Annotated in this window: 17 protein-coding genes and 1 pseudogene; 2 read left to right on the top strand and 16 right to left on the bottom strand. The window is 42.8% G+C overall.

What is annotated here, in order from left to right:
• Positions 1 to 59: 59 nt before the first annotated feature.
• Both OEU88_RS05605 and OEU88_RS05600 read right to left on the bottom strand, forming a co-directional pair.
• Entirely contained in the window at positions 60 to 1,010 is a 951-nt protein-coding gene (locus tag OEU88_RS05605) for a plasmid partitioning protein RepB C-terminal domain-containing protein (RefSeq protein WP_262694134.1), read from the bottom strand.
• Between the two features lie 26 nt (positions 1,011 to 1,036).
• The gene (locus OEU88_RS05600) at positions 1,037 to 2,590 is read right to left on the bottom strand and encodes a recombinase family protein (protein ID WP_262694133.1); all 1,554 of its coding nucleotides are present in this window, start codon (positions 2,588 to 2,590) and stop codon (positions 1,037 to 1,039) included.
• 384 nt (positions 2,591 to 2,974) lie between these two features.
• Here OEU88_RS05600 and wecB point away from each other — a divergent pair.
• Together wecB and wecC are read left to right on the top strand one after the other, a co-directional pair.
• A pseudogene (gene wecB, locus OEU88_RS05595) lies at positions 2,975 to 4,040 on the top strand (non-hydrolyzing UDP-N-acetylglucosamine 2-epimerase).
• 43 nt (positions 4,041 to 4,083) lie between these two features.
• Positions 4,084 to 5,322 (top strand): UDP-N-acetyl-D-mannosamine dehydrogenase, encoded by a 1,239-nt coding sequence (gene wecC / locus OEU88_RS05590; RefSeq protein ID WP_262694132.1) that lies wholly within the window; start codon positions 4,084 to 4,086, stop codon positions 5,320 to 5,322.
• A gap of 17 nt (positions 5,323 to 5,339) precedes the next feature.
• Here wecC and OEU88_RS05585 read toward each other — a convergent pair whose 3' ends face one another.
• The 14 genes from OEU88_RS05585 to OEU88_RS05520 form a co-directional block, all read right to left on the bottom strand.
• Positions 5,340 to 6,578: a glycosyltransferase family 4 protein gene (locus OEU88_RS05585; protein ID WP_262694131.1), complete on the bottom strand. Its 1,239-nt coding sequence runs from the start codon at positions 6,576 to 6,578 to the stop codon at positions 5,340 to 5,342.
• Complete coding sequence (locus OEU88_RS05580) at positions 6,575 to 7,966, bottom strand: heparinase II/III family protein (RefSeq protein ID WP_262694130.1); 1,392 nt, start codon at positions 7,964 to 7,966, stop codon at positions 6,575 to 6,577. Before OEU88_RS05580 ends, OEU88_RS05585 begins: the two co-directional genes overlap by 4 nt.
• Before the next feature lie 204 nt (positions 7,967 to 8,170).
• Positions 8,171 to 8,896, bottom strand: coding sequence for a class I SAM-dependent methyltransferase (locus OEU88_RS05575; RefSeq protein ID WP_262694129.1), 726 nt, complete (start codon positions 8,894 to 8,896; stop codon positions 8,171 to 8,173).
• 4 nt (positions 8,897 to 8,900) lie between these two features.
• Entirely contained in the window at positions 8,901 to 11,039 is a 2,139-nt protein-coding gene (locus tag OEU88_RS05570) for a bi-domain-containing oxidoreductase (protein WP_394805211.1), read from the bottom strand.
• Positions 11,040 to 11,188: 149 nt separating this feature from the next.
• Positions 11,189 to 12,340: a Gfo/Idh/MocA family protein gene (locus OEU88_RS05565; RefSeq protein WP_262694127.1), complete on the bottom strand. Its 1,152-nt coding sequence runs from the start codon at positions 12,338 to 12,340 to the stop codon at positions 11,189 to 11,191.
• Positions 12,341 to 12,397: 57 nt separating this feature from the next.
• Positions 12,398 to 13,477, bottom strand: a complete 1,080-nt coding sequence (locus tag OEU88_RS05560) for an acyltransferase family protein (RefSeq protein ID WP_262694126.1) — start codon at positions 13,475 to 13,477, stop codon at positions 12,398 to 12,400.
• Between the two features lies 1 nt (position 13,478).
• Positions 13,479 to 14,513, bottom strand: a complete 1,035-nt coding sequence (locus OEU88_RS05555; protein ID WP_262694125.1) for a hypothetical protein — start codon at positions 14,511 to 14,513, stop codon at positions 13,479 to 13,481.
• A 316-nt stretch (positions 14,514 to 14,829) separates the two neighbouring features.
• On the bottom strand, positions 14,830 to 16,041 hold the full coding sequence (locus tag OEU88_RS05550; protein ID WP_262694124.1) for a capsular polysaccharide export protein, LipB/KpsS family: 1,212 nt from the start codon (positions 16,039 to 16,041) through the stop codon (positions 14,830 to 14,832).
• Between the two features lie 4 nt (positions 16,042 to 16,045).
• Positions 16,046 to 17,254 carry a hypothetical protein gene (locus tag OEU88_RS05545; protein ID WP_262694122.1) on the bottom strand — a complete coding sequence of 403 codons (1,209 nt, stop codon included), beginning with the start codon at positions 17,252 to 17,254 and terminating at the stop codon, positions 16,046 to 16,048.
• Positions 17,248 to 17,940 (bottom strand): acylneuraminate cytidylyltransferase family protein, encoded by a 693-nt coding sequence (locus tag OEU88_RS05540; RefSeq protein WP_262694121.1) that lies wholly within the window; start codon positions 17,938 to 17,940, stop codon positions 17,248 to 17,250. Before OEU88_RS05540 ends, OEU88_RS05545 begins: the two co-directional genes overlap by 7 nt.
• 12 nt (positions 17,941 to 17,952) lie before the next feature.
• On the bottom strand, positions 17,953 to 18,996 hold the full coding sequence (locus OEU88_RS05535; RefSeq protein WP_262694120.1) for an N-acetylneuraminate synthase family protein: 1,044 nt from the start codon (positions 18,994 to 18,996) through the stop codon (positions 17,953 to 17,955).
• 24 nt (positions 18,997 to 19,020) lie between these two features.
• Positions 19,021 to 19,857 (bottom strand): glycosyltransferase family protein, encoded by an 837-nt coding sequence (locus tag OEU88_RS05530; RefSeq protein WP_262694119.1) that lies wholly within the window; start codon positions 19,855 to 19,857, stop codon positions 19,021 to 19,023.
• Positions 19,857 to 21,248, bottom strand: a complete 1,392-nt coding sequence (locus tag OEU88_RS05525; protein WP_262694118.1) for a nucleoside-diphosphate sugar epimerase/dehydratase — start codon at positions 21,246 to 21,248, stop codon at positions 19,857 to 19,859. Before OEU88_RS05525 ends, OEU88_RS05530 begins: the two co-directional genes overlap by 1 nt.
• Positions 21,245 to 22,411 carry a DegT/DnrJ/EryC1/StrS family aminotransferase gene (locus OEU88_RS05520; RefSeq protein WP_262694117.1) on the bottom strand — a complete coding sequence of 389 codons (1,167 nt, stop codon included), beginning with the start codon at positions 22,409 to 22,411 and terminating at the stop codon, positions 21,245 to 21,247. Before OEU88_RS05520 ends, OEU88_RS05525 begins: the two co-directional genes overlap by 4 nt.
• Between the last annotated feature and the right edge of the window lie 2 nt (positions 22,412 to 22,413).

The raw sequence follows: 22,413 nt of genomic DNA, 5'->3' as shown, positions 1-22,413 counted from the left end.
CAAGTGGACGGAGTCGTCAAATCTAGTTAAGCTGGCTTGGCAGACGTTAAAGCACGAACCTAGATAGTGAACTCATTAGACACCACTTTGTTTAATTGAATCAGAATTTCTGCCTCATGATCCGTCAAGAACTGCTTGACTGTTTCGTTATGCAATAACTTCTTAATGTAGCCTCGCGCCGCGGTAAGTTGGAGTAAATCACTACCGTAGCTTTCTTCTGCAGATTGATATTGTGCTTGCACCTTGTCCATCTCCTTCTCTAACTTAACAATTCGCTCTAGCGGCACTTGTTCCTTTTTAGGCTTCTTAGCCATATAGTCTGACCTTTGCTCTGGCTTTGTGGCTTTTAAGAGAGCACTAGCGTGCGCCTCCGTAAAACTATTACCTGCAATCATCAACTCAACCGCTTCAACTTGCCGGGCCGCCTTCATCTTCCTCAAAAATCTGGAAAGCCCGGGTGTGAACTGTCGATCTTTCAGGAGTTCAACTGCTTTCGGACATATCCCCTCCAAAAGGCTTACACATCGGTTGATAGAGCTCAGGTTAACGTCGAATGCTTTGGCAAGTCGCTCTTTACTCACACCGCGATCAATTGCCCTTCGGATCATATAGTGCTCCTGCACAGTTGAGAGCCTGTTGATACGGTGGTTATATGTATAAGTCTCATCATCTTTTGATATCAAGCAAGGCGCCACATCACGCTCAAGCTGTTTCAGGGCAAGGCTCATGATCAATGCATCCTCTTCATTCACATCAATCACAAGTGCAGGAATTTCAGCTTCCCCCAAAGCCCTGAAAGCGTTTAGTCGGCCCTCCCCGCATACTAATATGTATGGTGAGGTCGCGTCACTATCACGCCCCTTTGACACAGTAATAGGCTTCTTCAATCCAATCGTCTTGATGTTCTCCACGATCTCCTCAAAAACTGTCAGGTTTCTGTCTCTAGAGTTTAATATCTCTATTTGGTCCACAGCGATCATCTCAGCCGCCTCAGGCATGTCATCCAACATATCTTTTCTCCTGTTGTTGGGATAGTTCATTGAACACCTGCTTTCAGATCGCCTAGTGGCAGCGTTTTTCGTCCCGCAAGGGGGCGCAAAAAACCCAAGTCGGCATAACGCCAACACGCATAAGATCGCTCATTCGCGGGTGTAATAGTTGTGCTAATTTGACGGTTAATTTCAAATGGCAGCGCTATGAAATCCATAATTTCCAGGTTCATGGAATCCATTCGTGTAAGGATAGTGATATCTGCCGTAGAGATTTTGGTTAGAGGAGTCCAAGTTAGCCCGTAAGGACTATATGCACTTTCCATCAATATCAGCGAAATGCGCAGCTCATCATTCAATGATAAAAGAAAAGGGACAGAGTGCTTCTCCACTCTGCCCCCACATTCGATCAGGGTCTGTTCTATGCGCTCAATAAGACTGAGCGCAACGTCGAGTAGTCGCTTTCTTACTCGCCAACGTTCATGCCCTAGTCTTCCCGTATATCCAACTTTCTCGTACGCGCCGAACAAACCTCCAAATCTATTCGCAAACGTAATTGCTGACGGCACATCTGGATCAGCATTAATCAACTGAGCGGTCAAACGCCCTTTGCGCTTCAGTAGTTGAGCAAGACCAACCAGCATTTCTTCTTTGGAAAAGTGTTTGCCGCGCTGCTTAAGTTTACTTTGAGCTCTACAGAATAAGTCTTTAGAAACAATTGCTTCAAACGCACCATCTTTTCTGATCCACATATCAGGTGAGTTAACAACATGAAGTCGTTTCAACTTAAAAGATCGGCGATTAAAAACGTTGTTGCCGATATACTTTTCATTACTGAGAATTTGGCGCACAATTGGTAGTGTCCACTTTCTACCTTCTTCTGCCCTGACGCCTTGCGTCGTCAAACGACTAACAATCTCACCTAATGAGCAATCCTGATCCACATACCAACGGTAAATAGCATTAACCCAGTCAACCTCTTCTGACGGTCCTGGGACAAGAATAACACGGTCTGTCTGCAAACTCTTCTGTTCACCAGACTTCAAGATTCCCTTTTTACTACCATTCTGGTCAATCAATATTCGCCGCAAACCGTACCCCGCAGGTCCACCTTGACGGAATCCCATCTCAATTAATCTACATTGACCGGCAAAAACCTTAGCTGAAAGCTCGCGACTATACTCTCCAGCCATAGCGCGCTTGACACCTTTAACAATTGTCGAAACTGGAGAGCCATCATTTTCAAATTGCTCTGCACAATAGACAATCTTTAAACCTGCCTGCTTACAAAGGTACTCATAGTAAGCTGACTCATCAGCATCTTGAAACCTACCCCAACGACTTACATCATAAACTAAAACGTATTTAAATACCGCCGCTCCAGATTTTGCATCAGATATAAGCTGTTTCAAAGCTGGCCTGCCATCAAGTGACAGGCCGTTTTTTCCTTTATCTTCATACGATTGTATGATTTCCAGATTATGCCTGTCCGCGTATTCCCTAATTTTAGCGGCCTGGTTTTGAGTAGAGTATTTTTGATGTTCAGTAGACATCCTCACATATTCTGCAGCGAATACCTTTTGTTTTGTGTCTATAGGCATACATATCCTTACCTGTTTTCGAATCTGTCTGGACACTTGCTCTGCGCCTGCAAGCAGTCAAGCCTCTATTTTGACTGGCTTTTCAATAATTCTATTAAGCACATCTATGAATATTGAATTGTTAATGTAGGCTTCGAAGCCTATTGCAGAAGCCCGCAAGGTACTGTGTTAAAACACCACAAGAATTGAGTTCAATTGCTAGGCAATTCTTCTCAACAGATACTGCTCATAATGGGAATTATGCGCAAAACTCTCTCATTGAAGATAAAAGCGGGAGAAAATTCGATGAAAATAGTTTGAAAGCATCAATACTTTTACATTCAAAGCGTTGCTTACCTCTCAAGGGTTGCTATATGTGTAAACTCATAATAGGAAAGCGCACACATGAAAGTTCTTCAGGTTTTTGGTGCGCGCCCAGAAGCTATTAAAATGGCACCGGTTGTTCATGCTTTCGAGGCGACTGAAGGTATCGACAACCGCGTCTGCATAACCGCGCAGCACCGTGATATGCTTGATCAGGTTCTCGGCTTTTTTGATGTACGCGTTGATCATGACCTGCACATCATGCAAAATGCGCAAGGTTTAGCAGAGGTGACGGCACGCATCCTCACGGGTTTGACTGCCGTTTTTGAGGAGGAAAAACCCGACCTTGTATTAGTTCACGGAGATACGAACACGACGATGTCAGCGTCACTTGCTGCCTATTACCAACAAATCCCTATTGGGCATGTGGAAGCCGGCCTGCGTACGCACAATATTTATTCACCGGTGGCCTGAAGAAGCTAACCGGTTAATTACTGACAATTTGTCAGCATATTGCTTTGCTCCCACCGCTGGTTCACGCGATAATTTACTCAAAGAAAGCATATCTGCAAGCAAAGTACATATTACAGGCAATACAGTTATTGATGCGCTGTTTATGGCAAAAAGCCGAATACTGAATGACAAGAAATTAGTAAACACTTACGATACGCAATTTTCTTTCCTTGATGATGACAAGAAACTTGTTCTTGTAACAGGCCATCGCCGCGAAAGCTTTGGCGGCGGATTTGAAAATATATGCACCGCACTGACAAAAATTGCTGAACGCAGTGACGTCGAAATTTTATACCCAGTTCACCTCAACCCTAATGTTAAGGGGCCTGTGTATCAGCATTTATCTGGAAACGAGAATATTCATTTGATTGCGCCGCAGGATTACCCTGCCTTTATTTACTTGATGAACCGTAGCCATCTTATTTTAACCGATTCCGGAGGCGTTCAAGAAGAAGCGCCCTCGCTTGGCAAGCCTGTTCTTGTCATGCGTGACACAACAGAACGCCCAGAAGCAGTTGATGCCGGAACGGCAAAGCTTGTTGGTACAAACGCAGACATTATAGTGTACGAAACAACAAAGCTTCTGGATGATCAAGGTCACTATAAGAATGTGGCAGAAGCTCACAATCCATAGGGTGACGGCACAGCCGCACAACAAATTCTGAAAGTTATATGTGATGCATACCTTTAATAGTGTCTGTGTAATTGGCCTCGGTTATATCGGCCTACCAACTGCAGCTGTATTTGCAAAATCCGGATTACAAGTAACAGGCGTCGACGTTAATGAACATGCCGTTAAAACTAGTAATGAAGGCAAGGCGCATATTGTTGAAGTTGATCTTGACGGCCTTCTTCAAGGGGTCGTTTCCGCTGGCACACTAAAGGCGCAGACAACACCGACAGAGGCTGATGCTTTTATCATTGCAGTACCAACTCCCTTCAAAGAAAATCATGCCGCAGACTTAAGTTTTGTAGAGGCAGCAACCAAGTCAATCGCGCCATATGTTAAAGAAGATGATTTGATTGTACTCGAATCTACCGTTCCTCCTGGTGCAACAGATAAAATAACAGCATGGCTTGAGGAAGCCCGCCCTGACCTGAAAGAGGTTGGCGGCGCGGGCAGCGTCTATTATGCTGCACATTGCCCTGAGCGTGTTTTGCCTGGTCGCGTTTTAATCGAACTCGTGCAGAACGATCGGATCATTGGCGGCGTTACCGATGAATGTGCTGAGCGGGCGCAAGCATTGTATGAAACATTCCTGAACGGCGAATGCTTTCTCACAAATGCACGCACAGCCGAAATGGCCAAATTGAGCGAAAATGCATTTCGCGATGTTAATATCGCGTTTGCCAATGAACTATCTCTCATATCGGATAATCTTGATATTGATGTTTGGGAGCTTATTAAGCTTGCTAACAAGCACCCACGCGTGAACATTCTGCAACCTGGACCTGGTGTCGGCGGACACTGTATCGCAGTTGACCCTTGGTTCATTGTTGATGCTGCGCCAAACACAAGTAAGCTTATCCGCACGGCACGGGATGTGAACGATAGCAAACCCTCGGCAGTAGTGGATAAAGTGAAGCGTGCGGTAGAGCGCTTTAAGAACCCGACAGTTGCCTGTCTTGGCCTTGCCTTCAAAGCAGACATCGACGACTTACGATCGAGCCCTGCGCTTGAAATCACTAAAAGACTTACCAATGAGCTAGATTGCATTTTACTTGTTGTGGAACCCAACATTGATGCCCTGCCAGAAGACCTTGCTGCAAGTGGCCTCAAACTTACTGGCTTGACGGATGCGGTTGAGGCGGCTGATATATTAGTGCTACTTGTTGATCATCGTGAATTTAAGCGCTTACCTGCCAGCAAACGCGCTGAGAAAATTATCGTCGACACACGAGGGATCTGGAGTTAACAAAATGATTTTCCTCCTCATTTTTTATTTTGGGCAACACATTTAGTTACATGTAAATTGACTACAATTTCGATCATTCTATTTGCCAAGGCTTTTCTATCAAACGCTTTAGCTAGATTCTGGCCGCCTTTTCTTAGCTGCTCATCAAGTTGTTCATCACTTTGCAAGCGATATATCGCCTTAATAAACGATTCCTCATTCTCTGGTTCAAAGTAAATACCTGCGTTATAAGTTTCCACCATTTCACGCGCCTGCCCATCAACACCAAGCACAATAGGCTTTTGCATAGCAGCTGCCTCAAAAATCTTTGAAGGAATAACCGTTTTAAACGTGTCTGATTTCCTTAAGGGAACGAGCACCGCATCCATAATACTCAAATAACGCTGTACTGAGGCTTTAGGAATAGAGTCTAAAAAAGTAACATTGGTAATTGCCAACTCTGCAGCCAATGCAACAACAGTATTCTTTTGGGCGCCATCGCCAATAAAAAGGAAATGAATATCTGTATCATCAATTTTACTAGCTGTACGAACCACAAAATCAAGACTGTGGGCCATACCGTGGGTGCCCACATAACCAATCACAGTTTTACCAGTCAACTTATGCTTTTCAAACAATTCGAAGTCTTTTGGGATAGGATAAAATTGTTTCGAGTTTACACCGTTGGGAATTACATGAATTTTGCTTTCATCCTGTCCGTACTCAATAAGCCGTTTTTTAAAAGCATCCGTGACTGGAATAATAAGATCAGCTTTTCGATACATAGATTGTTCAAGTTTCTCCAACGTGCTTATGGCAAAGCCTTTTTCCATGGCGCCTACGGTAACGATTGATTCTGGCCAAAGATCCCGCAATTCAAAAATCCACGGTTTCCGTTTCAATATCGATAGAAAAAAACCAGTGAAAGTCGTGAAAAACTGCGGAGATGTAGCAATAATCACATCAGTTTTTTGGAACAACCCTGCCCAAAAGGCCATAAAAGCGAAACTGACATAGTCTAATATTCGCTTCAAAAAACCGGCGTTGGCAACAATATAACTCCAAACCCTGATAATTTTAATGCCGTCTTTAACTTCAGAACTATAGAAGCGGTTCCTATAGCCTTCATATACCTTCCCTCGCGGGAAATTGGGCGCGCATGTAATAACCGTTACCTCTATGCCCTGCGCCACCCACTCCAAGCAGTGCTCATAGGTACGCGAGGCTGGCGCATTCACTTCCGGTGGAAAATTATCAGTGACAAATAGTATTTTCATATGGAGATAATAGTTTCCAATGTGCGTTCAAAATGAACTTCAATGCAGGTAGCCGGCACAAGCTTATTAAATTCCGGCGCATAATTAAATGGCACCAGTTGTATTTTTACTGCGTCAGTAAAACTCAAGGAACACAAACCGACGGTAACTTCAGAGCCGACTATTTTAACATCAATATCTGGGTGTACATGAAACCTCGCTATGGCACCGTCTTGCTCATTTCTACTAACAATTTCGTCCCGTAAGGTAATTCTGTTTTGCTCCGATACAAATTTTCGTGCGTGCTGATAACTTCGATCAAAATTCTCATAAGTTGTAGAAACGCTGCTTTCATCCACCTCCCGGTTGGTTATTCGGGCGCGGCGGGCAACGCGAAAGGCGCTCCACATTTCACTTTGCTCACGGTTGCCCACCTGAACAACGTTATGTGCCGCTGTTGAACGCTCATACATTCGCCGGTCCGATACTTCATATGTAGATGTACCTACATCAACGAAAATGGGTTTACCGTGCGCGAAAAGCTCGAAGTTTAGCATGTCGCAGTGGGCATGGCCGGGAATATAATCAGGGCCAATCTTTCCGGCATCACCCAACAAACTATAGTGTTCGCCGTTCATGCGAAAATAACCAGAATCAGGAAGGTCGACAACGCTCACAGTCTCACTTTTCAAACTCTTTCGCTCAAGACCCAGCCGAGCAGCATAAGCCTCTATTTCATCTAACGACGGAGAATTACCATATGCAGCATCATTGAATAGCGGAGGCAACCCATCAGGTCTCGTCATAACCCGTTGCCATTCAAGCGCTCTTTCCGATGCGCACTCCCACGCAGCGGGAATGCCATGGCCATAAGTGCGAGTGATGTTAATTATATCCAAAAGGTCCTCTGTGAGCGTCGCGTGATATGTTGTGCTAAGCTCGAAATGACCGCCATCCGCGAGGAACTGCTCCGGAACTTCCAACTTTAGTATCGAAAGCCCTTTTCCCAACCACTTTTGAGCCTCTGGCCCTTCAAAAAAGCAGCCTGCAAAAACCAAGGCCTTTGCATTGGCAAAAAGATGATTGCCGAGCAAATGATATTCGAGTTGGCCTCGCAAGCTAGATACCTGCTGGGCCAAGCTTTCTATCATGCCCGCTACCGGTTCGTTTGACGCACAAAGCCACTTGATCCAGTTTACGATACGAAGTGAAAGAGTGTACGGCTCCCAGCCGTTGCCTTCCCCGACAGGGTTTTCCTCGATCCAGCGCTGAATGAGGTCTCTTTTTTCATCACCTGGCGTTTCTGAGCAAACCAGGCCATCATGGTAATGAAGGTTATATAGCCATAGCTTTTGTGTGTTAGGGTTGTTCCAATCGGAAGGAGAGGCAACAACGCGTTCTACGTTCAAAAAAACAAACTTGCCGTGTCCTAAAATAGAACGATTTCGAGCAGTGAATTTAGAACAAAGGCTAAAATTCTCCCGAGGAACTGGGAAAGTACCTGATGCTATATTAGTTAACTGAAACCGTCGTATCGCGCGGCAAACAATCTGCGTAAGCCTCAAATTGCGAACGGTACGCCAATATAAAACACTCTTTGCAATCCTCGACATTTAGTTGACCTTAGGCTTTTCCAGATCAACAATGAGTAAGATAGAAAACCTTTTCAAAAACCCAAAACGGTTGATAAGGCGCTCGTAAACAATTCCAAACAAGTAAAGCGGGGCAAAAATTCGCATATATTCTGGTCGACCTTCAACCAACTCCACCCCTAAAACATCAAGCCCCGCCAAAGCCGTCAACTTATATACATCCTTTACAGAATTAACTTTATACTGCGTCGGAAATGTGTCTTCCGCCTCACGGCCTCTCATGCGATTGTAAAAACGATGAAACCAATGCGGCGTTAATCGTGCGATCAAAGGCATATAGTGATACTTATTTGGTGTCTTACCCAAGAAGCGCCCCCCTGGCTTCAAAAGCCTGGTCACTTCCTTAAAAAAAGCCCCCGCTTCTGTAATATGCTCCAAAACATTGTCACATATGATGAAATCAAATTGATTGTCGGGCAGCGGTGTAGTCGCCACATCACACACGATGCCTTCGTTCAGAAAAGGGTTCTCAACTACTCGTGGGTCTAAATCAATTCCAGTAACATGCTTAGCAACGCCCTTAAAGTTCATGTGCGAAACAATACCCGCACCTGCCCCCATATCAAGCAAGTCATGATCTGCCTGAAGCAAATTCAATATTTTAGCGCGAAATAATTGATCATCCCAGTTCGATGAAAAACTTGGGTAAAACCTCTTATCAAGATATGTAATTAGATCGCTAGCCACTATTTTAAGCTTCTCTGATCATGGTGTGGACATCGATGCTGGCTTTGGCCACTTCAAATATTTCACCGACTGCAATAGGAGGCAAATCACCTGAGCGTAAAGAATTGCAAAATGCTTTGCAGCAGCCTACTTGTCCCTTGTCTTGTCCTAGCGTACGCGAAGAGAAAGAGGGGCCGTACCCTTTTAAGGAGCGGTAATTATCGAGAAAAAATGTCTTCCCGTTTTGAAACACTGTTAGTTGCTCTTTCGGGAAATTATTGTGTCCATTTGCGAAGTAATTAATGGCCGCGATCGAGCCGCTCTCAAATTCAATGGTTATAGTGGCAGTATCAAAACAGTGGTCTGAGGCAAGCAACATTCTGACCGCTTGTATTTTCGCAATTGGCGAGCCTGCTAGAAACCTTGCTAGGTCAATGAAATGACATGCCTCTCCAATAATACGCCCTCCACCGCGCTCCAGATCCTGCACCCAACTATCAGTGGGAATGGAGCCCGCGTTGCATGTATAAATCATACTCATGGGTTCTTGAGATTTGACCAAGGTAGCCTTTAACTTTTGAACCATCGGAGCAAACCGGCGGTTAAAACCCACCATCAAGATAGGCGAGGCCCCAGCTTCACTGGCGGCTTCATAAGCCTTCTCAATTTTATCAAGTTCCTCAATGGTAAGCCCGAGCGGTTTTTCAACAAAAACACTTTTTCCATTTTCCAATGCCTTCACCGCAAAGCCGGCATGGCTATTATGCTGCGTACCAATAATGACACCATCAACCTCTGGGTCGCTAAAAATAACGTCGGTGTCCGTAGTGGTTTGTTGAAAGCCGAGCTTTTTCCCATAATGAGAGCCTGAAACGCCACCAGACGATGCAATCACCTTAAGTTCAGCGTCACATTTACTGAAACAAGGCAAAAGCCTTCGACCAGCGTAGTTGCCCGCTCCAATGGCCGCGAGAATTGGCCATTCCTTTCCTTTCCGAGGAGTAGGGTCATTTAATCGAATGGTGCGCGACGAAATAGTGTCGTCAGCATTTTCTACTTCTGGGTAGGTAAGCAGAACGCCCAACGCGCCTTTATCTTCTAGCAATAGATCATAGGCTTTCGGTGCAGCCTCAATTTCAAACTTTTTGGTTTTCAACGCATCAAGCGATAAACCGCCGGCGGCCATTACATCCAGCACCGCCTCAAAGTTGCGCTGCTCAGTCCAACGAACAAAGCCGAACGGATAATCCGCACCGCCTTCCTCGTAAGCATGGTCATACCGACCGGGGCCATAAGAGCATGACACCTGAAAACTGAGCTCTTTCTCATAAAAATCTGCACGATTCAGCTCAAGACCAGTCACGCCAACAAGTACAATGCGACCCCGTTGGCGGCACATGGTCGCACCCTGGTGAACAGGGTCACTGCTTTTGGTGGAAGCCGTCAAAATCACGCCATCAACACCGCGGCCGCGGGAAAAGCACTCAGCTGCAGAGATAGGATCTTCGCCTGCTGACAAGTCCACTACATCTGCGCCATATTGTTGCGCTAGCGCGAGTTTATTCTCATCAAAATCAACACCTAAAACTCGGCACCCTTGCGCTCGGAGCAGTTGCACTGTCATCAGACCAATCAGGCCGAGGCCTGTTACAACAAAGTTTTCCCCCATAGTCGGCGCGGCAATACGAATGCCCTGAAGAGCGATGGCACCAACAACACCAAACACTGCATCGGAGGTTGAGATACCTTCAGGCACTTTTGCACACAGGTTTTGAGGTACGCTCACATATTCGGCATGACTGCCGTTGGAAAGCACCAAGTTCCCGACTTTAAAGCCTGAAACACCGCTGCCGACTTCAACAACTCTGCCAACGTTCGAGTAACCCATAGGAATTGGCTGGTCTAGTTTTGAGCGTACTGCATTAATTGTTGGCACCAAACCATCGGTTTTTACCTTATTCAACACCATCTTCACTTTTTCAGGCTGTTGCCGCGCTTTTTCCAGATATCCAGAACGACCAAAGTCCACCAACATCCGCTCTGTTCCAGCAGATATTAAGGATGTGATAGACTGAACAAGCAAGTGTCCCCCTTTGCATTGAGGAATCGGTACTTCAGCTATCTCAGTTCGACCGGAAGCAAGGTTTTGCAGAACTTGTTTCAATGATTGATACCCAAACTAATTAACATCGGTTAACCTATTTCTCGAACTGATAATATATTGAATTTATTACCAATATCCACATCAGCTAGCATATTGACACTGCTTAAAGTAAAGAATGCAAGTTGAGAAAATCTCTAATATCTCTTTATTCAAGTTTCTATTTTATAACCATATGCCGTTACTGTTTCCCCTCTTTCAATAGCATCTTTTGTCCGCAGCATAAGGTTTGCTGATTCCCAAACATTCCGAACATTAGATTCGCGCGCTTTACTATCTAGGCTCTGCGCTCGCATTTCATAAGATCGTGTGATAGCCCCCTCATGCCCATGGTCTCTATAAAAATTGGAATACCGTCGAGAATGATGATCAATTTTTATCGTTAATGTCTCAAAGTCAGACATGGACAGAAGTACATTTCCTCTGTGTAGATTAAGTTTTTCCGCAACCCCCTCAAATGTATGTCCTTTGGATGACATCGTAATTACGGCTAGGGAACCATCGGCAAACTCGTATGAAACAACGAAATCGCTTTGAAATTTTCTTGAACTTGCTGGTGTAATTTTTATTGGAAATCTTGATTTTTCTGGTATCAAGTTCAGAGTGTAATCAATCCAATGGCAGAGATTTCCCAGTACACGGCCACCTTCAGTGGGGCTGAAATACCAATGGTCATCTTCTAGAGCATGCGCCGCGATAAACCAGTTAATCATCATAGGCCCGATCTCGCGATCGACAGCAGCTTTCACTTTCATACCAAGGGGGCTTTGAGGGCGATTGTAACCAAGCCCCACATTGCCTTTGGAATTTTGCATTGCGAAACAAAGGCGCCCCAATTGATCATCATTTACCACTGGAGGTTTCTCTATATGGACACTTTTTCCCGCATTAAGCGCTTGAATCGCATATTCCGCATGGGTGGCATGATTTGATGCAATATATATGAGATCAATGTTCTCATCATCAATTAACTCATTGATATTATCGGTAAAATAATTGGCACTGTAGTTTTCACACAATGACGCAGCTCTATTTTTATCTACATCCATTGCCCCTTGAATCACCCGACCATAGTTTTTCTGAATGTAGTAAGCAATTGTACTGAAAGCAAAATTCCCACTACCAGCAATGCCAACATGTGCTCGAGTGTTCCCACTTTTTACATTGGGCAAGGTCGAGTATTTTTTTTGCATATGGTAAGCTGCGCGTACCTTATTTAAGGTTCTCATTAACCCAAAGAGACGAAGGTATTTAAGAACTTTAAGCACACGAAATTTCAGAGGGTATTTTGTATAATCAGCCATATAAATCCAGTAATAATTTATTATTCATAAACGGCTCCTACTGGCCGGTCTATCGTTTTAATAACCAGGCCTAGCTTCAAGGCTTTGTAATAATTTTGCTACCTTTAATTCAAGTACCCTGTAACTTATGTAGGATACAATAATGGAAAACATGACGCTAATAATTACAAACAACGCAAATGACATGTAACTTCCGAGTTGATGAACTGTACTCTCAAAAACTCTCTTGGTTCCAAACATTATTATGGTATGCCAAATATATAGACTATAACTTATTGTGCCCAAGAACTGCATCGTCCTTGACGATAGAAGCAATCTAGGAAAATAGGATTGCATAACAATTTCGCTAAATACCAAATAGCCAAAGAAAACGGACATCAAATATCCGATGAACATTGCTAATGGAACAATCTCCATACCCACGTCACGAGAGTACTGCATTAGGAATAGTAAGGCGAAAAATATAAGAAGATTAACATTGAAGCCACAAGGCAAACGAAACGGTAATTCAGATCCACGTCTCAATAGAAAATATATCCCCGCACCGACAACAAAAAAAACCATGCGCGGGTATATGACTATCAATGGCAACACCATTGCTGAGGAAAAGATAACTACTTTTACAGTACTATTTGACAAATAACGATATATACAAACAGAAAGATAAAATACAGCCTCATAACTTAAAGACCATGCAACAACTAGAGCAGCCTCTATCGGAACAACCCCAGGCAAGAACAATAAATTAGAAATCAGGTTAGCTATCCAGTCAAACCAAGAAAATCCAGCAAAATAGCGATACCCAATAAAAGGCCCCAACACAAATATGGACATCAACGCCGGAATGAAAACTGGATACAATCGGATACACCGATCTATAAGGAACGACTTAATTGTACCGCGGCGGTTTATACTTTTAGTAATTAAATAACCACTGATCATAAAAAAAATTTCTACGCCATATTGCCCCGCAATTAATATAAACTTAAGTATTTCTAACGAAGGTGAAAGCTGGTAAAAAAAAGCTTCAGTGATACCACCTACACCAATATGGCTGACAAGCACCAACATTGCAGCTAAACCACGTGCTCCATGAATACATGTATTTTTAGTCTTTGAGATAGGATGAGTACTCATTTTAATCTCGCGACATAGTTTGCTTAATACGTCGCGGCGTAAAAAGTGGAACAAGTGGCAACAAGGATAAAAGTGAAGGAAAAACTCCAGTACCAATTAAGCCAACTATTGGAGAAAAAATAATAAGAGTCAAAAATAGTATGCTTATATACAAATCAAAAAAGTGATTTCTCTGTACATACCTTACCCAATACTTTGAGCCCAAAGTAAAAGTTACGAATGCCACAATAAATGCACCTACTGGCCCAAAGTCGAGAAAAAATGCCCCAGACAGCCCCAAATACACTCCTGAAATAGGCAGCTCATCTAATATTTCTTGTATAGGCATAAAGGATAAGCCCAACTTATTTAATGCTAAAAATTGCAAATAAAATTGATATTGGAAAAGGTAAGGAGCGTTTAAAGGGTACTGACTATTAATCAAATTATCGAATTGATACAAACCATGGCCAATATAATACTGCATGAGAGCTAGTACAAAATAAATTGGAGTAAAAATCTCATTTTCCGCCAAAAACTCGATATGAGAAACAGGTGCGAAAGCTCCTTGCAGATTCTCCGTCAATACAAAGAGCAAAAGTCCTATATTCCCCGACGTGCCAATGGCCTTATATATGAATATAGCGGAAAACACATATACGACTGACAATAAAACTAACACTCTAGAAAAAACAACATAGTATTTATTTTTTGTTTTTTTAGCACTAGCGATGTTACTGTCATTAGCTCTCGTAAGCAAACCATATCTTGAGTTTATATATTTTATCAAAATAATTATTGTCAGAGCAATAGCTGATGCAAATCGACCGCCAGATAAAAAAGATGTGAGCATACCTGATATAACAGCCAAATTCAGATGGTTTCTTTTTCTCTTACTAAGCTGGCTAAAAAAATACTCTTTATAAAGGTAACAAATTACAAAAAAACCAGAAGTGACCATCCCGATGACACCAGATAATAATTGGCCTTTCTCTTCATATATATTGCGCCCTCTCTCCAGTCTCAAATCAACTATATCTGAGATTGACAATCCCAAACCACCTCCAAGGATTATGTACTTATACAGAAGTAAAATACAGGATATGAGCGTAAATACTATCAGCCAATTAGCTTTAGACTCAACGCTACGTGAGGCATACCTCGGATATACAAATCTGACTGATTTTGCTTCAAGAGTTGATCCCAAAAAAGACCCAATTAAACATGTTAGAAAGAAAAGGAATAAATAACTTGCGCCTTCAAAGCTAATATCCAAAAATTCTAATAGCGGAAAGTTTCTTACCGCAAGAACCGCTGACCATGATAAGACTAGTAGCAGAGATGGCAGATGGTACATTCGCTGCCTGCTATATTTATTCAACGACTATGCTCCCTCGCAAAATTTCTGCTATGAAGAGTTTGGCATCGTTTACTTTAATGGCTTCTCCCGAATGCTCAACAATATGAGGATGGTGCTGCAAAGCTTGCATGTAATATTGCTCCTTTACAAACAGTTCAACACTCTTCCCATTTACTAAAGCCTCAATACCAGATGTACCCGTCCAACAACCAACAACATCTACGTACTCCAATAGTAAACTAGTAGAAATAAATGGATCAACAAGCACCACTTTAGGATTGCTAATCAATTCCTTATAAAAGGAACTAGGGTTATCAAACATTGTTGCGGGGTGCTCTTTCAGTATAATTTGGTCGTAGCGTTTTGATAACTCATCAATCTTGCAGCGAAGCATATCCTCAAATTCCACTTTTGTAGGATCCCCACACCAATACTCAATTGTCGCTTCGGGAAAATAATGCATAGGCACAAAAATGGTAGACTTACTAAAATTAATCTTCTCTAACCCAACAAAGTGCCGCTCAACAAAGAAATTAGCCAATCGACGCACAGTTGTATTATATGGTGTAGCTAAGAAATCATACTCGCGACGTCCCAAAAGTTTAGCGGCAAACAGATAAAATATCGGATACCGCCCTTTATTTTTCACATAACGTACGAAAGCGGCTTTAAGAGCTTTATTTCTACTGGGTGCCATATGAGATCGGAAGTTATGTTGTAGCCCGTGCAATACTGCATCGACCTCGGCTTCATCTGGAACTCTGTAACGATTATGTTCGCCATAAACTGTTATACGTTTATAACCAGCATAGAAAAAACTACTCACTCCGTAACAGGGAATACCCTTTTTCTTCGCCACCTGAATCAGTATATCCATAATATAATTATCAATCGGATAGGTCACTAAAGCATCGAAACTGCTGCCTTTCAATATACTCAAAATATTCCCGGTGGCTCGCCGGATCAGAAGCAAACATTCCTTGAAAGGTGTGTTGCGCAAAACCCTGTCACGAAAAATCAAATTTGGTAAGTAGAAATTTTCATCCACATAAGCTTGTATGTCCGCATCATAATCCCACGCTGAGGCATTCATATCGATTCTATCGGTACCATTGAAATATTCGGACACGGTAGTTACACTAGTAGCACCTAAACAATCTTTGGCAAAGGCAAGGACAGACGCATTAAAACCCTTGTGTCGCCTGATATAAACGAGTGTATTCATACTGCTACAGCCTTCCTTCCGATGGACTAACGTTTGTACGAAGCAACCTAAGCCAAACTAGCAACGCTGATATCACTGAAAACCCTAAATACAAGCCATACGTTTTAATTAGTAGTATATAATAAGCCCAATCGTTTTCGAAGGGTATCAGAGTATTTAGGAACACAGATATACTGAAAAAAACGGCCATGAGCAGCGTCAAGGGTTTGTAGCCCCCTAGATATAGATGTGCAGCACTAATCGAGTTTAGCACATTGGCTAAACCAAGAATCGACACCATAATAATAGTAGTTTCGAAAACACGTTCATAGCCATAAATGCGTTCGGCATAATAAGAAAATACCAGAGTGACAAAACCAATTACAGCATACAACCACAGAACACGCACTAGAGACAGCTTAATAGATTGCTTTAATCTTTTGTGATTATCGGAGTTCGAACCATACTCGACAATATTAACGTAAGAAAATGTTGTAATGGCCACCATTGTTAGTTGAGCTATTGAAAATGATAGCGAATAATCTGCCAAAGAGTTGTTAAAGTGGTTTCGAATCATAGTACGGTCTATGAAAAAAAACAGAAAAATCATAGCAGTGGAAACATTGATCAAAATGCCAGCTCTTACATTTTCAAGGTATGCACTAATTGAAATTTTTCGCAAAGACGAAAAACGAAAAAAAAATGCTAGATTGGGACGATCGAGGCTCAAGTAAGCCACACTTGCATAGGCTAGCGTTGCAATCAGAAAAGCAACGGATACAATAGTATCTGCCTCCAAATCGGAGTTCAGCATCCAAGGTAAACTAGCCACTACTGCTATTGAAAGGATTGGCTTGTAGGACATAGCTAACAGATAGCGCTTCCGCACTTTCAGTAATGACTCAATCACCAAAGCGAATGCTGTCATAGCTCCTATCACGGCCAGAAATAGGTAATCCAACACAAACAGCAGCAAACTGAGCAGCATAATATGCACAAATGCTCCCGTCATAAAGTGACGCGTAATTAGTTGGTCTGATTCAGCCTTTTTATTTAGAAATAAGGTTATGTAGCCTGTACCTGCGCCAAAAAGCGCGAACTGCAGAAAAAAACCCGTAAATTTATAATATTCAATTTCACCATAAACTTTCGCGGATAAGAAATAAGGTAACAATAAGGCCTCAATTCCCAAAATGCCGTATAGAATATATCGACCTATAACTGTTCTTAGCACTCTTGCTGGCCTGCCAACCGTCTACAAATTTCCAGCTCATCGGGTGTATCAATATCCAACGCTTCTAACCAGCTCAGTTCATGTAATCGAAACCGAGGGCCATAAAAACTCTTGTGTTCCTTGAGATACGACCATGTTGCTCCCCATATAGCTCCTGAAGGGAAAAAAGCCGGAGGCAGATCTTGTGATCGTTCTCCAATAAACTGCCCTAAAAGAAAATGCCCATCACCTTCATCATCGCGCTCTAAAGCCCAATGTACTGGCCCAAATTTTGGTTGGAAACAACTAATCATACTTCTTGATGGATCGACTTCAAATTCAGTAACAAAATCAGCAATAGCCTGAGCCCCCCTTAGCGGAATGTTGGCCATTAACTGAACAACCAAATCAGGTTCAATCGACAAAACCTCAATCAAACGTTCTACAGTCCAATTGGTAGCATCACTGCTAGAGCTGTGATCGTCAGCATACTTTCTTCGCAAAAACGGAACAGACGCACCATACGCTTTAGCAACCTCAGCAATTTCAGGGCAGTCCGTCGACACTACGATATGGGCAAAATTTCCATATTCAATTGCTGCTTCTATAGTCCAAGCAATCAATGGCTTACCTCGAAATTCTGTAATGTTCTTTTTCGGTATTCGTTTAGACTTCCCTCGAGCTGGAATGATTGCAATTGGTCTCACCTGTTCTTGCCTTCAAACCAAATCAGACCAGCAAACTAACTGATCATAGCCCAAATCGTTTTTCAAAGTTCTGCCGACCAAGAACTCAGCCAAATTGGGGGAAATATGAGTACCCGGTCGCTTATAATCCATATCATCTTCGGTCAGAACGTGGCCAGCTTTAAGTGGGCGTTTGGATACGATACTGCGTCGGAATTTTTTGCGCTTCTCAATTTCTGCGTCCGTAACAACACGGGCTGTACCACCCATTACTGTATGGATAATGTTCGCGCCGGCACAAATTTCTTTCAATTCCGCAGGGTCAGCTGAAATCTCATGATCCCACCCCTCCATGCCCTTATCGAGAGTAAAGTGTTTCTCTATTACGACAGCCCCCACAGCCATAGCTGCCAATGGCACTACTGACCCGATCGAATGGTCTGAAAATCCTACAGGGTAGTTAAAACTTTGCGCCAGCATTGGAATATTATTGAGATGAATATCCTCATTTTTCGGTGGATATATAGCAATACAATGCAACAAAATAATCTGATGAGCTCCTGCTTCCTCCAATATGCGCACAGCATCGGAAACCTCGGCTAAATCGGACATTCCTGTAGATACAATAATAGGCTTTTTCTTGCTGGCCACATATCGTAAAAGCGACCAATTGTTAATGTCACACGACGCTATTTTATAAAAAGGTACTCCCACATGCTCCAGCAAATCAACTTCTTCATTTGAGAAAGGAGATGAACAGAAGTCAACACCGATCTCATCACAATAAGCCTTCAGTTCATAGTGCTGTTCGCTTGTAAGGCAATATTTCTCCACCATCTCTTCCAATGAACCAAAATGCTTCTTTTTGCTATCAGTATACACTGTGTTTTGGTCATACTCGTGCTGACTGAAAAGAGAAGTCTTACTCCAAGACTGAAACTTAACAGCATCTGCGCCACAGTTTTTAGCAGATAGAATCAATTCTCGAGCTAGTTTCATATTGCCATTATGATTAGCGCCGATCTCAGCAATCACGTATGTTTTTCGTTTGTTAGCGATTGTATCGAAGTCGAACATGGTTTCACCTCTTTAAATGAGGGTCTAATACCCCGCCCACCAGTAATTAGTGGTATCTGCTTTCATGCCGTAAAAATGGTCCTTCAGCAAAGAGTGTGGACCATTCATTAGCGCCTTTAATCTAGTGAGTTCAGACGCACATGCATCTTTAAATCTTTGATCTTCTATCAGACCTTCAATAGCCTCATAATGAGCAATTTTAACTTTAAGTATGTGCACTGATTTGTCGAATGAAACCTTAGATGTCTCTCCAGCTAGATTGTCTCCATATATTCGATAGTAGGTAGTTCCAAAAGTCTTTCGACCATAAAACCCTTCTAGAAGCATGGATACAGCCAAATACCAGTCCAATGCAATGATTTTGTCCGGAAAACTAAACGGATCAGCATACTGCCTCAAAAATTTCAAATTCAAACTCATGTGAGACAAACCTACATAATTGCGGTAGAATATCTCTCCCACATCATCCAAGCGAACAGGTAGATCAAAAAATGCTTTGCCAGGCTCCGCCATGTAATTCAGCGAAGAGTAATAAAAAGCAGCCTCGGGGTATCCTTTGTACGCTTTTTTTGTCTTCTCTACTCGATCAACAGACATCGTGTCATCAGGGTCGAGCGAAATCAATAAATCATAGCCGCTATCCATCAACAAATTAAACACATGCTGACGTAGCAGAATAGGTGATAAAGATAGGTCATTATCAATGATAAGTTTAATACCCGTTGGATCAACGGTACCATAGCCATCATTTACAACAATCATATCAAAAGCCTTATCGGTTTGTTGGGTGATAGATTGAAATGCATCCGGCCAGTACGGCCTTGCTTTAGGATAGAGAAAGCTTACCAAGGCTGTTTTCATCAATCTTTCCTTGGCTTGTAACAGGAAACATAGCTTTTTAAATATTCCAAAGGGTCTGAACGATAATCGCCTCGTTTCAACTCACGCTCTATGCGTTTCAGGTCAACCACCTCCATATCACTGCTAGGCACTAGCAATAGTTTGGTGGATTCCACACGCATCACACCACTTTCATCGTAGAACAGCTGTTCATGCAGCTTTTCCCCGGGTCGCAAGCCTGATATTTCAATTTTGACATCGTGGACACCTGACAATAGAATAAGCCGTTTGGCTATATCCATAATTTTGATTGGAGCACCCATCTCCAAAACAAACATATCACGATTTTCCCCTCTTGAAGCAGCTTCAATCACTAAAAGAGCGGCTTCTGGTATAGTCATAAAGTATCTAGTGGCATCAGGATCGGTTATAGTTAGGTTGTGGCCTTCTCGAATCAGTGTTTGAAAGATGGGAATTACACTGCCATTACTGCCTAGAACATTACCAAACCTGACAATCATAAATTTGGTCACACTCTCGACACCAAACGTGTAAGTAAGCATTTCCGCGAGACGTTTGGTAGCCCCCATAACACTCTCAGGATTAACCGCCTTGTCAGTGGAGACAAGTATGAATCTACCAACCTTAAAATCCTTCGCAAGATGAAGAACATTCAGTGTACCAATCACATTATTCTTAATTGCCTCTATAGGCGCTCGTTCCATAAGAGGTACATGCTTGTGGGCTGCCGCGTGGAACACTATATCTGGCTTCTCATCAAAAGCGGCTCGCAAGCTTTCTTGATCCCGAATATCACATATGTAAGGCTTAAAAATAACATGTGGAAAGTGCCGACTAGCGGCCAATTCTAGAAAATATAGCTCATTCTCATTGATATCCACTGCAACAATTTTCAGCGGTTTGAATTTAGCTATCTGACGGATTACTTCGCTGCCGATTGAACCCGAAGCGCCAGTCACCATAACCACCTTATTGAAGATCATAGATGCAGCAATGGTTTCGTCTATTTTTGCAGCCGCTCGCCCCAATAAATCTGCAGCATTAACTTCTCGAACTTGATTAAACAGGTTGGTATTGGCAGCAATCTCCATAACATTTGGAATAATACGAAGTTCGACACCCAATTTATTGGTCTCATCTACTAGAAAATACAGAGCTTTTTTGTCGATATCAGAGATTGCGACAATCACCTCGTCAACAGCAGACTCTGCAATGACTTCAGCGAGCATGCCCTGCCCACCAAGAACTTGTGCGCCGGCGATAAACTCTCCATGTTTGCTCTCTGCAGCATCCAAAAAGCCAACCAATTGATACCAGTCGCTTTGTTTCAACAATGTGTCAGCAACAAGCCGACCTCCTGTTGAAGCGCCAATAATAAGCACATTTTTCATGAATTACTTTCAATTTCAGCCAATACACTATCCAGCCGTGAACTGAGGCTTTTCACCTCATCATCCGTTAGACTTGGGTGCGTAAGCAACATCACACTTTCTTCTCCAATTAAACGAGCGACTGGTAGCCGCGAGCTAGGGCCAAAAGATTGTGCTTCACAGGCTTTTTCAAGGTATACTTCAGGACAGGAGCCCTGAAAAGCTGGCAATTCGATCTCTACGCAGCGGGAGACAAAATCATCCCTAGTTATAAACTGATGCTTCCAACGAGCATAAAACCGATAATGCGAGTGATAACTAGAATTAGGAGGCTGTCCGTAGTCAATAAAATCATACCTATCAATAACCTGAGCATATGCTGCGGCAATCATGCGTCGCCTTTCGACCCAAGAGTTAACCTGTTTGAGTTGATACAAACCTACGACAGCCTGAATTTCGGTCATTCGATAATTACTACCAAAACTGTCATGTAGCCAACGAAAACCGGCGTCTAGTGCCTTCGCACTGACCTTATCATAAGATTTTCCATGGTCTTTGTACTCCCACATGGCTTTATAAAGTTTTTCATCATTGGTTGTAACCATTCCGCCTTCTCCAGCTGTCGTCATGATTTTATCCTGGCAGAATGACCAAGCCGCTATATCACCCAATCCACCAACAGGTTGATTCTTGTATTTTGCGCCATGCGCTTGAGCGCAATCTTCAATAATTCTCACTCCAGTCGGTTGACAGATAGCTTTAATGGCGTCCATATCACAAGGCCATCCAGCAAGATGCACACATACAACAGCTTTAGTATTAGATGTGAGACGGGTTTCAATAGATTTCGGAGAAATATTTTGAGAAATAGCATCTATATCCGCAAAAACAGGTTTTGCGCCCGTCATCACCACTGCACTTACTGTCGCAAAAAAAGTGCGAGGCGGCACAATAACCTCATCACCTGGGCCAATTTCCAATGCCTTCAACGCTACTTCCAGCGCAACTGTGCCATTTGCTAAGGCTACCGCATAATTAGTTTGCGTCCACTTCGCAAACTCTTGCTCAAATTTTCTCCCAATATTACCCGTCCAATAATTGACTTTATTCGACAATAATACTTTTTTGACTAACTCAGCTTCTTCTTCCGAGTAGCAAGGCCAAGAGGACATTGTTGTGTTCACAG

Origin of the sequence: Kordiimonas aquimaris, from assembly GCF_025574485.1 — a bacterium.
GTDB classification, from domain to species: Bacteria; Pseudomonadota; Alphaproteobacteria; order Sphingomonadales; family Kordiimonadaceae; genus Kordiimonas; species Kordiimonas aquimaris.
This window is presented reverse-complemented; position numbering and strand designations above follow the sequence as displayed.

Bases quoted from the DNA above. Each gene is read 5' to 3' on its own strand.
- OEU88_RS05535 (WP_262694120.1), bottom strand. From the start codon at position 18,996: ATGTTCGACTTCGATACAATCGCTAACAAACGAAAAACATACGTGATT.
- OEU88_RS05585 (WP_262694131.1), bottom strand. From the start codon at position 6,578: ATGAAAATACTATTTGTCACTGATAATTTTCCACCGGAAGTGAATGCG.
- OEU88_RS05600 (WP_262694133.1), bottom strand. From the start codon at position 2,590: ATGCCTATAGACACAAAACAAAAGGTATTCGCTGCAGAATATGTGAGG.
- OEU88_RS05525 (WP_262694118.1), bottom strand. From the start codon at position 21,248: ATGAAAAATGTGCTTATTATTGGCGCTTCAACAGGAGGTCGGCTTGTT.
- OEU88_RS05560 (WP_262694126.1), bottom strand. From the start codon at position 13,477: ATGAGTACTCATCCTATCTCAAAGACTAAAAATACATGTATTCATGGA.
- OEU88_RS05550 (WP_262694124.1), bottom strand. From the start codon at position 16,041: ATGAATACACTCGTTTATATCAGGCGACACAAGGGTTTTAATGCGTCT.
- OEU88_RS05605 (WP_262694134.1), bottom strand. From the start codon at position 1,010: ATGTTGGATGACATGCCTGAGGCGGCTGAGATGATCGCTGTGGACCAA.
- OEU88_RS05530 (WP_262694119.1), bottom strand. From the start codon at position 19,857: ATGAAAACAGCCTTGGTAAGCTTTCTCTATCCTAAAGCAAGGCCGTAC.
- OEU88_RS05565 (WP_262694127.1), bottom strand. From the start codon at position 12,340: ATGGCTGATTATACAAAATACCCTCTGAAATTTCGTGTGCTTAAAGTT.
- wecC (WP_262694132.1), top strand. From the start codon at position 4,084: ATGCATACCTTTAATAGTGTCTGTGTAATTGGCCTCGGTTATATCGGC.